The 10,823-nt window shown below is 60.7% G+C and carries 11 protein-coding genes; 4 read left to right on the plus strand and 7 right to left on the minus strand.

The window, feature by feature from the left end:
• Positions 1-103: 103 nt before the first annotated feature.
• The 5 genes from gatA to RDL77_RS24090 all read right to left on the minus strand — a co-directional run bounded on the left by gatA (position 104) and on the right by RDL77_RS24090 (position 4,831).
• Positions 104-1,582: an Asp-tRNA(Asn)/Glu-tRNA(Gln) amidotransferase subunit GatA gene (gene gatA, locus RDL77_RS24070; RefSeq protein ID WP_288195015.1), complete on the minus strand. Its 1,479-nt coding sequence runs from the start codon at positions 1,580-1,582 to the stop codon at positions 104-106.
• A gap of 12 nt (positions 1,583-1,594) precedes the next feature.
• Entirely contained in the window at positions 1,595-2,077 is a 483-nt protein-coding gene (locus RDL77_RS24075; RefSeq protein ID WP_288195016.1) for a GNAT family N-acetyltransferase, read from the minus strand.
• Between the two features lie 9 nt (positions 2,078-2,086).
• Positions 2,087-2,374, minus strand: coding sequence for an Asp-tRNA(Asn)/Glu-tRNA(Gln) amidotransferase subunit GatC (gatC, locus tag RDL77_RS24080; protein WP_223615153.1), 288 nt, complete (start codon positions 2,372-2,374; stop codon positions 2,087-2,089).
• A gap of 90 nt (positions 2,375-2,464) precedes the next feature.
• A complete protein-coding gene (locus RDL77_RS24085; protein ID WP_288195017.1) occupies positions 2,465-4,057 on the minus strand; it encodes a hypothetical protein in 1,593 nt (530 codons plus the stop codon).
• A 69-nt stretch (positions 4,058-4,126) separates the two neighbouring features.
• Positions 4,127-4,831, minus strand: coding sequence for a metal-dependent hydrolase (locus RDL77_RS24090; protein WP_223615155.1), 705 nt, complete (start codon positions 4,829-4,831; stop codon positions 4,127-4,129).
• 129 nt (positions 4,832-4,960) lie between these two features.
• Here RDL77_RS24090 and ruvX point away from each other — a divergent pair, with 129 nt between their 5' ends.
• On the plus strand, positions 4,961-5,455 hold the full coding sequence (gene ruvX / locus RDL77_RS24095; RefSeq protein WP_105733017.1) for a Holliday junction resolvase RuvX: 495 nt from the start codon (positions 4,961-4,963) through the stop codon (positions 5,453-5,455).
• Here ruvX and RDL77_RS24100 read toward each other — a convergent pair.
• Together RDL77_RS24100 and RDL77_RS24105 are read right to left on the minus strand one after the other, a co-directional pair.
• Positions 5,425-5,772 (minus strand): DUF6105 family protein, encoded by a 348-nt coding sequence (locus tag RDL77_RS24100; RefSeq protein ID WP_130269200.1) that lies wholly within the window; start codon positions 5,770-5,772, stop codon positions 5,425-5,427. The two genes, ruvX and RDL77_RS24100, sit on opposite strands and share 31 nt — an antisense overlap.
• A gap of 413 nt (positions 5,773-6,185) precedes the next feature.
• On the minus strand, positions 6,186-7,817 hold the full coding sequence (locus tag RDL77_RS24105; protein ID WP_223615157.1) for an acyl-CoA dehydrogenase family protein: 1,632 nt from the start codon (positions 7,815-7,817) through the stop codon (positions 6,186-6,188).
• 281 nt (positions 7,818-8,098) lie between these two features.
• Between RDL77_RS24105 and RDL77_RS24110 the strand changes: the two genes are divergently transcribed.
• The 3 genes from RDL77_RS24110 (at position 8,099) to RDL77_RS24120 (ending at position 10,671) form a co-directional block, all read left to right on the plus strand.
• The gene (locus RDL77_RS24110) at positions 8,099-9,046 is read left to right on the plus strand and encodes an ABC transporter substrate-binding protein (RefSeq protein ID WP_223615158.1); all 948 of its coding nucleotides are present in this window, start codon (positions 8,099-8,101) and stop codon (positions 9,044-9,046) included.
• A 66-nt stretch (positions 9,047-9,112) separates the two neighbouring features.
• Positions 9,113-9,889 (plus strand): ABC transporter permease, encoded by a 777-nt coding sequence (locus tag RDL77_RS24115; protein ID WP_223615159.1) that lies wholly within the window; start codon positions 9,113-9,115, stop codon positions 9,887-9,889.
• On the plus strand, positions 9,886-10,671 hold the full coding sequence (locus RDL77_RS24120) for an ABC transporter ATP-binding protein (RefSeq protein ID WP_223615160.1): 786 nt from the start codon (positions 9,886-9,888) through the stop codon (positions 10,669-10,671). Before RDL77_RS24115 ends, RDL77_RS24120 begins: the two co-directional genes overlap by 4 nt.
• Positions 10,672-10,823 lie beyond the last annotated feature (152 nt).

The raw sequence follows: 10,823 nt of genomic DNA on the forward strand, positions 1-10,823 counted from the left end.
GGTCCCAATCGCCCTTCGCCGCCCACCACAACGCCGCGAGCGCGGGCGACAACGTCGAGTCCGGCACAGCGTCATGCAGGCTGGCGCGGAACTCGGCCATCGCTCACCACCATTTCGCCGGCGTGAAGCGGCCGGCAGCCTGCTCGATCACCTCGCCGAGCGAGAACAGCGTCTCCTCGTCGAACGGCCGGCCGATCAGTTGCAGGCCGAGCGGCAAGCCCTGGCTGTCCTTGCCCGCGGGCCCCGCGATGCCGGGCAGGCCCGCCATGTTCACGGTCACCGTGAAGATATCATTGAGATACATCTCGACGGGATCGGCGCCGCCCTTCTCGCCGATGCCGAACGCGGCTGACGGCGTCGCTGGCGTCAGGATCGCGTTCACGCCCTTGGCGAAGCAGTCCTCGAAATCCTTCTTGATCAGGGTGCGGACCTTTTGCGCCTGCAGGTAATAGGCGTCGTAATAACCGGCTGACAGCACATAGGTGCCGATCATGATGCGGCGCTTGACCTCGTCGCCGAAACCGCTGGCGCGGGTCCTTTCATACATGTCGACAATGTCCTTGCCAGGCACGCGCAGGCCGTAACGCACGCCGTCATAGCGGGCAAGGTTCGACGAGGCTTCCGCCGGGGCCACGATGTAATAGGCCGGCAGCGCGTATTTCGTGTGCGGCAGCGAGATATCGACGATGGATGCACCGGCATCCTTCAGCCAGGCAATGCCCTGCTGCCACAGCTTTTCGATCTCTTCCGGCATGCCCTCTACCCGGTATTCCTTGGGAATGCCGATCTTGAGGCCGGTCAGCGGCTTGCCGATGATGGATTCGTAATCGGGAACGGCGATATCGACCGATGTCGTGTCCTTGGTATCGACCGAGGCCATGGATTTGAGCAGGATCGCCGCATCGCGCACATCGCGGGCAATCGGTCCGGCCTGGTCCAGCGACGAGGCGAAGGCGACAATGCCCCACCGCGAGCAGCGTCCATAGGTCGGCTTGATGCCGACGGTACCGGTGAAGGCGGCGGGCTGGCGGATGGAACCGCCGGTATCGGTGGCCGTCGCACCGGCGCACAGGCGGGCGGCGACCGCAGCGGCCGAGCCGCCGGACGAACCGCCGGGCACCAGATCGGCATTGGAGCCGTTGGCGCGCCACGGGTTTTTCACCGGACCGTAATAGGAGCTTTCGTTGGATGACCCCATGGCGAACTCATCCATGTTGAGCTTGCCGAGCATCACGGCGCCATCGGCCCACAGGTTGGCGGTGACGGTGGATTCATAATGCGGCTTGAAGCCGTCGAGGATATGCGAACAGGCCTGCGTGTGGATGCCTTCGGTGCCGAACAGGTCCTTGATACCCAGCGGTATGCCTTCCAGCGCACCGGCCTTGCCTGCAGCCAGACGGGCATCGGATGCCTTGGCCATGTCAAGCGCCTTCTCCGGCGTGACGGCGATATAGGCGTTCAGGGCCCCGTTCGCGGTCTCGATTGCCTTGAGATAGGCACTGGTCAGCTCAGTGGCGGTGATCGCCCTGGCTTTCAGCTGGTCGCGCGCCTCGGCAATGGTGAGAGCGGTCAGATCGGTCATATCAAGTCCTGTTTATTGGGCTGGCGCGAGGGCGAGCCGCTTTTCGTAAAATGCACTGTGTTCCGAATCCGGATAATCGAGGAGCGCACCGCAGCGGGTGAAGCCGGAACGCTCATACAGCCGCCATGCCGCGTCAAATCCGGGGCCGACGCCCGTCTCCAGCACAAGCCGGGACATGACCTTGTCGCGGGCGAGCCCGGTTATGGCCTCGAGCAGGATCGAACCGACGCGTTTGCCGCGCACGGACGGCAGGGTGAACATGCGCTTGATCTCGCCGGTTTCCGCGTCATGCTGCTTGAGCGCACCGCAGCCCACCGCCCGCCCGGTTTCGTCGCGGGCGATGAACACCGTGGTGTCGTCGCCCGCCATCTCTTCCACCGTCATCTTGAACTGGAATTCGACCGGCGACAGCGGCAGAAGATGCGCATTCAGCGCATCCACAAGGGCGCGGACGTCATCCTGCAGGGGCGTTTCGATGGCGACCGTGATCGTCATGGCTGCGCCTTACTCCACCACTTTCGGAACGACGAAGAAATTCTCTTCGGTGACCGGCGCATTGGCAACGATATCGGCCGCCTTGCCGCCGTCATTGACGACGTCCCGGCGCTTCTTCATGGCCATGGGCGTGACCGATGTCATGGGCTCGACACCCGCCACATCGACTTCGTTCAGCTGTTCGACGAAACCGAGGATGGCATTCAGTTCGCCGGTCATGCGGGTCGCATCGTCCTCACTCACGGCAATACGGGCAAGACGCGCAACGCGTTTGACGGTGGAAATATCGACAGACATTGGGATTCCCGAAAATTCAATTCTTGATCAAGCAGCTATAGTGTCCGTTGCGGGCAAGCGCAACGGACAAGTCGGCATGCCAGGCGCCGATTACTGCGCCTTGTCCGCCTGCGCATCCGGATTGTCTTCTTCATCGTCGGGTGCAGGCACGTCAATGACATCCTCGCTGCCGGGTTCAACAACCGGGTCCGGACCTTTCACGGGATTGCCATTGATCGCAACCGAACCGTCGGCCTGCTGATCGACGACCCACCGGATCCGTCCGCCGTCGACTTCCGTGCCGAAATCCTTCGCCAGCTTGACGAAGGTGATGTAATTCTGGATTTCGGCGTCGGTTTCCGCCGCCTTGTTCAGGCGCTCGACAACCTTGTCGAAACCGGCCATTTCCCAGGTGGTGTGACTTGCGGGCTTCAGGCCGGCAAAGGTCATCTCGCCTTCGACCGTCAGCTCCGCGTCGGCGGTGCGCACCAGGCTCTTCGAAATCACCAGCTTGGGCGGATTGACCAGGAACTGTGCGGCCGTTGCCGCTTCAAATCCCTCGGAGAGAACCTTGTCGCGGTTCAGGTCCATATCGTCGATGGCGCCCTTGACGACCGTATCGAGATCGACACCGGCAGTCCCGATCACCAGTTCCACATCGGTCGGAAGGAAAGGCACACCCCATTCAGGGATCGGCAGGGCCGGATATTTCAGGCCATTGGTGCGCATGGCATAGTGATAGGCGCCATCCTTGCTGATGCCGTCGAGGTTGGTTTCCTGCGAAATGTTCTGGGCGGCGAAATTGCCCAGCGGCGTTTCAACGTTGAAGTCCTTGAAATGATACTCGCCCTTGAGCTTGTCCCAGAGCGGCAGGGCCGCCCTCAGCTTCAGCTTGAGCTCGTCCTGTCCGTCCTTGTTGAGCTTCTTCTCGTCCATATGGGCGACGACGAATGCCCACAGGTCCAGGAGCTCCCGGTTGCGGAAGCCCTTGCCCTCGGCAACGCTGCCGAGTTCGCCGCTGCGCAGCGTCACCTTCACCGGTTCACCGGCAGCCGGCGTTTCGGTCTTGGCTGCTTCGCCTTCTTCGGAGGCCGCATCAAGAGTGGGGAGCTTCGTGACGATCGTTTCGCTGAAATTTGCGAGGGATTGCGTCATATTGATATCGATGCCGCCCGATGCAGCGGCCTTGGCAAGCATCTGCCCCTTTGCTCCGCTGGCACTGGCGTCGATATCCTGTTCCGCCGACTTCAGCGACAGCTTGAACGCATCATAGGCGAAGGTCGAGGTCGAGAACGTGCCGATCTTCGGATCGAACAGTCCGGTCCAGCTGCCGCCATCGACCGACCAATGGAACGACTCAGGACCCTTGGGCCCGCTCACGTCGAAGGCCGCCGCAGGTATGTTGCCCGATGTCACATTCCATGTTCCGTCGGGCAGCGGCTTGGTCAGGATGCTGTAATCCCCCAGGCTGCCCTTCAGCAGGTCCTGCTTCGGCATGGTTTTGAGGAAAGCATCGGTGCTGAAGGTAACACGGTAGCCGTCGGCCTCCGGCGTTACCTTGAGAATGCCGTTGCTGAGTGCGGTCTTGCCGACATATTTCGACAGGGTATTGGCAAGCTCATCGGCGCCCTTGGCATCGATTGTCTGGGCGAAAGCCGGTGTCGACAACGCCATGACGCAGGAAATCAGGAATAGTTTACGCACAATACCTCCAGTAACTCAGCCTATCGTCGTGGTGACGACCAAAATCACAACGGCTTTAGCAATCCAAACTCAAACCGTAAACTGATCATTTGTCCCGGCGACAAAGACCTGCGTCTTGCTGCCTTCCATCGCGGCGACAAATTTGTCGGCGGTCTGGTCGATGATCGGGAACGAGCCGTAATGGCATGGAATCGCCCTGGCGAATTTGAAATAGCGCTGCGTTGCCAATGCGGCGACGGCACCGCCCATGGTGAAGCGGTCGCCGATCGGCACGATGCCGATCTCCGGCTGATGCAGTTCGTTGACCAGCGCCATATCGGAGAAGATGTCCGTATCGCCCATGTGATAGAGCGTCGGCTCATTGTCGAAATGCAGGACGACGCCATTGGCCGAACCCAGCGAATGCGACACGCCATCCTCGGTGATCTGTGCCGAGGAATGCAGCGCGTTGACATAGGTCACGGTGAAGCCATTGTGCGATACGGTCCCGCCGGTATTGGTTGGATCGACCCGGGCGACACCGCGATTGTTGAGCCAGGTCACCAGATCGGCATTGCCGATCACCACCGCACCCGTATCCTTGGCAATGGCGGCGGTATCGCCGACATGATCGCCATGACCGTGCGTCAGGATGATGTGGGTGGCGCCGCGTGTCGCTTCCTTCGGGTCGACGCCGCGCGCACCCGGATTGCCGTTGAGGAAAGGATCAATCAGAATCGTGCTCTGGGCGATTTCAATGCGAAAGGCCGAATGGCCAAGCCAGGTAATCTTCATGTGGTTTTCCCTTCCATTGTCAGTCTTTGCTCGCCACAACCGTCTATTGCAGCTATGTGACATTCATTCGAATTACAACGGCGAATTACAACGGCCTTTCGCCGGCCAATTCAAGTGCAGGAAACACCCTTGACGGTTCTGACCATTGAACAGCTCGAAGATCATGTCGCCGACGGCCAGACCGTCGCGGGGCTCGACCTGGGCACGAAAACCATCGGCATCGCCATTTCGGACCGGGGTTTTTCCTTTGCCAATCCGCGCCCAGTGCTCAAGCGCAGCAAGTTCACCCACGACGCGCAGGATCTGCTGAAGGCGCTGAAAAGCGACAATGTCGGCGCCATCGTCATCGGCCTGCCGGTCAATATGGACGGCAGCGAGGGCCCGCGCGTGCAGGCCACCCGCGCCTTCGTGCGCAACATGGAAAAGCTGACCGACCTGCCCTTCGTCTACTGGGACGAGCGTCTATCGACGGTTGCGGCCGAGCGCGCGCTGATTGGCATGGATGTATCACGGCAAAAACGCGCCGAGCGGATCGATTCCGCTGCGGCGGCGTTCATCCTGCAAGGGGCACTGGACCGCCTGCAGAGCCTGCGTCAGAACGCAGATGGCAATTCCTTCGAATAGGCCAGCGCCGTATTGGCCGATGCCGCAGCGGCGGCACGGTTTGCCCGCCACACCTTGACCCAGGCGATGATCTGCTTGCGGCGGCGGAAGGCGATCAGGCAGAAAACCAGCCCCGTATCGACGATGCAGGCACGGGCGACCAGCGGCGGAATGCTGTCCGGCGCGATCCCGAGAATATTGCCGTAAATGGTGAAGACCAGATCGTGCATTTCACGGCTGAAGAAGTACATCCCCATGCTCAGATCGTAGTACGACAGAAAATACCAACCCCACAGAAAGCTTAACGGGCCTGCCCAGAATATCAGGAAGCTGCGCATTCATTTCTCCTAGCGGGGAAGACGGTGGCGGGTTGTGTAACCCCGTGAAATCACGAGGTATTTTCGAATCACATTGATATCTGCTAAGAGTTTAGGCGCAACGTAAACCGTTTGTTAAGGTTAATTTAAAAAAATTTTATTAAAATTGAAGGTATTAGCCGGGGCACTTTTCGGCCCTGCGAGAGGGCCGATCAGCGGCCGATGCACGTATTTGACAAAAGCGGTGTGCAGGCGCGTCGAAAAACAGCGGGTACTGTGCGTTATGCGTGGTTCGACAAGCTCACCATGAGGGAGATGAGTGGGCTGCAAAGCCAATCGGAAACATTGCAGGATAAAGCTCCCTGCAATCCTCACCCTCCCTCATGGTGAGCTTGTCGAACCACGCGCGACGGCTATGCCGGCAGAAATGGCGCTCAGTTGGCCGGGGGATAGAGCGAGTTGACGATGCTCTTGGCGTTGTGACGGGCATCGAGCATGCCGTAGGTGGTGCGCCACTGCCCGCCGAGGCGGGTTTCGATGAACGCATCGGCGATATCTTCCGAGTGCAGGTGCCGCAGTTCCGCACCCGCTGCGGCCAGCGCTAGCTGCTCGGTCAGGATGCGCGCAGCGCCCTCGTCATTTTCCGCAACACGCATGGCGGCGCGCAGCACCTCGACCGTGCCCTGCCCGCCGCGCCCGAGCTGGGCGCCGATCCAGTTCAGCACCTCGTCGAACAGCTGCGGCCCGCGCTTGAGAACGCGCAGCACGTCCAGCGCCATGACATTGCCGGAGCCCTCCCAGATGGCATTAACCGGGGCTTCGCGGTAATGGCGGGCAAGATTGCCCTCCTCGATGTAGCCGTTGCCGCCGAGGCATTCCATCGCCTCGTACAGCAAGGCGGGCGCGATCTTGGCAACCCAGTATTTCACCACAGGGGTCATCACGCGGGCAAAGGCCGCCTCGCCGCGATTCTGCGCCGCATTGTCGAAGGCGCGGGCCAGCCGGAAGGTCAGCGCCGTCGCGCCGGCCACATCCAGCGCCATGTCGGCCATGACCCGCAGCATCAGCGGCTTGTCGAACAGCGGCCCGTCAAACACGATGCGATGGCGTGCATGGTGCACCGCCTCGGCAAGACCGGCGCGCATCATCCCGGCCGAGGCGATGGCACAGTCCAGCCGCGTCAGCGTCACCATGTCGATGATGGTTTTGACACCGTCGCCCGGACCGCCGACCATCTGGCCCAGCGCATTGTCGAATTCGACTTCGGACGATGCATTGGAGCGGTTGCCGAGCTTGTCCTTCAGGCGCTGGAAGCGGAAGCCGTTGGATGAACCGTCCGGCAGGATGCGCGGCACGAGGAAACAGGACAAGCCTTCCCGCGCCTGCGCCAGCACCAGGAATGCATCGGACATCGGCGCCGACATGAACCATTTGTGGCCGGTAATCCGGTAAAAACCGCTTCCGGCCGGTTCGGCGCGCGTGGTGTTGGTGCGCACATCCGTGCCGCCCTGCTTCTCCGTCATGCCCATGCCGAGCGTCAGGCTTGCCTTCTTGGCCGGGGATTTGTTGCTGGAATCATATTTGCGCGGCAGGACCAGCGGCGACCACTCGCGGTACAGGCTTGGCGACGACATCAAGGCCGCCAGCGACGCGCTGGTCATGGTGATCGGGCAGAGATGCCCGCATTCCAGCTGCGCTGCCGTATAGAAGCGCGCCGTGCGCGCCTGATGGCGCAGGCCGTTTTCCGTCGGGCCGTCCTCCCAGATGGACGAATGCAGGCCCTGCGCCACGGAACGGCGCATCAGCGCATGATAGGCTGGATGGTAATCGACGACATCGACGCGAAAGCCCTGACGGTCATGGGTGCGCAGTTTCGGCGTTTCCGTATTGGCGAGCCGCGCCAGATCCTGCGCATCACCGGACAGGACAAACCGGCCGCTTTGTTCCAGCTCCGTCCGGGTCGCCTGCGGAAACCGCTTGGTGATCTGCATCAGCAACGGATCGCCGAGATAGGCGTTGAGGCCGATCATGGAGGGTGTCTGGTTGAGAACGTCGTGGGTTTTCAAGAAAATGTCCTGATCCAATATGAGCTGTCTTTACGGCATGGCCCGTTTCATCCGAACACGTCAGCGCCGCAATCTTGAGTCGCGCATTTATGGAATGAAGGTTCTGACAAGCGGTTAACCGATCCATCTTCTTCTAGCCGAATGACGGCGCCGATGCAAAATGTCTCAGGCAGCTTTTTCTGTATCCGGGCGCAAGCTTATGTCTAGACAAATGAAAAGCTGCCTGCCTATCATGCCTCTATATTCATCGTGCCGAAAAAATGAACAAAGGGGTCAATCAGATGACATTCAAATGGTATCTCGGCGCCGCATGCGCGGCGCTTCTGGCATCCGCCGTCCCGTCACAGGCGGACACGGCGGTTTCCGTCGGCCTGTCCGGCTGGACCGGCTTTGCCCCGCTGACGCTGGCCAAGGAGGCCGGCATCTTCAAGAAGAACGGCCTTGACGTCACGCTGACCAAGATTCCGCAGGCAAGCCGCCATCTGGCGCTGGCATCGGGCGACGTGCAGTGCGCCGCCACCACGGTGGAAACCTGGATCGCCTGGAACGCCAATGGCGTCGCCACCAAGCAGATTTTCCAGATGGACAAGTCGTTCGGCGCCGACGGCATGGTCGTGCGCAGCGACGTCGCCAAGATTTCCGACCTCAAGGGCAAGGCCATCGCCGCATCGGCGCCCGGCACATCGCCCTATTTCGTCCTGGCATGGATGCTGAAGCACAACGGCCTGTCGCTGAAGGACGTCAAGGTTGTCAATCTCGAGCCGGGACCGGCGGCCCAGGCCTTCGTTGCCGGGCAGAACGACGCGGCGATGACCTATGAACCCTATCTCTCCACCGTGCGCGCGGCCCCGGACAAGGGCAAGATCATCGCCACCACGCTGGATTATCCCGTCGTGATGGACACTTTTGGCTGCACCAATGCATTCCTCGAAAAGAATCCGGAAGCGGCCAAGGCCTTCGCCAAGAGCTACTTCGACGCGCTGGAGCTCATCGCAGCCGACAAGGACAAGGCCTACGCGATCATGGGTGCCGACGTGAAGCAGACGGCAGAGGTGTTCGGCAATTCCGCGCAATATCTGCGCTGGCAGGACAAGGCAGCCAACCAGGCCTTCTTCGAGAAGGATTTTGCCAAATTCTCCGACGAGGCGGCAGACCTTTTGCTTGAAATCGGCGTCATCAAGAAGAAGCCGGATATCAGCACCATCGTCGATACCAGCTTCATCAAGTAATCCGCCGTTTTTCAGGAGAACGCGGGCAACACCGCGTTCTCCTTTCTCATTTGCATCGGAACACTCATGGTTCAACCTCTCCAGCCTATCGGGGCGTCGTCACGCGTCCTGCTTGGCGTACTCTTCTTTATCCTGTTCATTGCGGCATGGTCCGCCGCCACCTTCGGCGGCTTCGTATCCAGCACATTCCTCGCCGATCCCCTGACCATGCTGCATGACGGCTGGCTCCTGTTGTCCCAGCAGAATTTTCTCTACGATATCGGCATGACGATCTGGCGGGTCGTCGGCGGCTTTGTCATCGCGGCCATCATCGCCGTTCCCCTCGGCATTGCCATGGGCGCCTACAAGCCCATCGAGGCCATGCTGGAACCCTTCGTCTCCTTTGCCCGGTATCTTCCCGCCTCGGCCTTCATTCCGCTCCTGATCCTGTGGGCGGGTATCGGCGAGATGCAAAAGCTGCTTGTCATTTTCATCGGCGCGGTGTTCCAGATCATCCTGATGGTGGCCGTGGCTGTCGCCAATACGCGCCGCGATCTGGTGGAAGCCGCCTATACGCTCGGCGCCAATGACAGCGGCATCGTCAAGCGTGTCCTCATCCCGGCCAATGCGCCAGATATTGCCGAAACATTGCGGCTGGTGCTCGGCTGGGCCTGGACCTATGTCATCGTTGCCGAAATGATCGGCGCCTCCTCGGGCATCGGCTACATGATCATCAACAGCCAGGCGCTCCTCGCCACTGGGCAGATCATTTTCGGCATCATCGTCATCGGTGTCATCGGCCTGATTTCGGATTTCCTGTTCAAATCGGTCAATCGCCGGCTTTTCGCCTGGAGGCTCGCATGAGCACGCTCGTCATCAAAGGCGTCAGCCGCATCTTTCCGGGCGTGCACGGCGGCAAGCCGACCGAGGCGCTGCAACCCACCGACCTCACCGTGGCGCATAACGACTTCGTTTCGATCCTCGGACCGTCCGGCTGCGGCAAGTCCACGCTCCTGCGCATCGTCGCCGGGCTCGACCGCCCGACCAGCGGCACCGTGACACTCGACGGGCAGGAAGTGACGGGCCCCGGCGCGGATCGCGGCGTGGTGTTCCAGTCCTATACGCTGTTTCCGTGGCTGACCATCGAGCAGAATATCGGCTTCGGCCTGCGCGAACGCGGCGTTGCCGAAAAGGAAAAGCGCGACATCGTCGCTTCCTATATCGACAAGGTGGGCCTGCGCGGTTTCGAGAATCACTGGCCGAAGCAGCTGTCGGGCGGGATGCAGCAGCGCACGGCGATTGCCCGTGCTCTGGCCAACAATCCGAAAATACTGCTGCTCGACGAACCCTTCGGCGCGCTCGACAACCAGACACGCGGATTGATGCAGGAGCTCTTGCTCGGCATCTGGGAGCACGAGCAGAAAACCGTCATCTTCGTCACGCACGATATCGAGGAAGCGATCTTCATGGCATCGCGGGTGGTGACGATGTCAGCACGGCCGGGCCGGATCAAATCCATCATGCCCGTGCCGCTCGGCCATCCCCGGCACTATACGGTGAAGGCAAGCCCCGAGTTCACCGGGATGCGGCTGAAGCTAACGGAAGAAATCCGCAGCGAGGCCATTCTGGCAGCCGAGGCACATTAGGGGTCTTGCTTCGTTGCATCGGCATCGTGCGTGGTTCGACAAGCTTGTCTGTTTGAAGGGATGTATAGTGGCATGGTCCACGTGCCTCTTAACAAGCACGTGGACCGATGGGCAGGAGGCCGTTTCGACAGCGGGACATGAAGTCCGATGGT

The organism is uncultured Phyllobacterium sp., assembly GCF_902479695.1.
Classification (GTDB): Bacteria; Pseudomonadota; Alphaproteobacteria; order Rhizobiales; family Rhizobiaceae; genus Phyllobacterium; species Phyllobacterium calauticae.

Excerpts from the sequence above, each read along its gene's own strand:
- RDL77_RS24100 (WP_130269200.1), bottom strand. The coding sequence starts at position 5,772 with ATGCGCAGCTTCCTGATATTCTGGGCAGGCCCGTTAAGCTTTCTGTGG.
- RDL77_RS24090 (WP_223615155.1), bottom strand. The coding sequence starts at position 4,831 with ATGAAGATTACCTGGCTTGGCCATTCGGCCTTTCGCATTGAAATCGCC.
- RDL77_RS24075 (WP_288195016.1), bottom strand. The coding sequence starts at position 2,077 with ATGACGATCACGGTCGCCATCGAAACGCCCCTGCAGGATGACGTCCGC.
- gatA (WP_288195015.1), bottom strand. The coding sequence starts at position 1,582 with ATGACCGATCTGACCGCTCTCACCATTGCCGAGGCGCGCGACCAGCTG.
- RDL77_RS24115 (WP_223615159.1), top strand. The coding sequence starts at position 9,113 with ATGGTTCAACCTCTCCAGCCTATCGGGGCGTCGTCACGCGTCCTGCTT.
- gatC (WP_223615153.1), bottom strand. The coding sequence starts at position 2,374 with ATGTCTGTCGATATTTCCACCGTCAAACGCGTTGCGCGTCTTGCCCGT.
- RDL77_RS24110 (WP_223615158.1), top strand. The coding sequence starts at position 8,099 with ATGACATTCAAATGGTATCTCGGCGCCGCATGCGCGGCGCTTCTGGCA.
- RDL77_RS24120 (WP_223615160.1), top strand. The coding sequence starts at position 9,886 with ATGAGCACGCTCGTCATCAAAGGCGTCAGCCGCATCTTTCCGGGCGTG.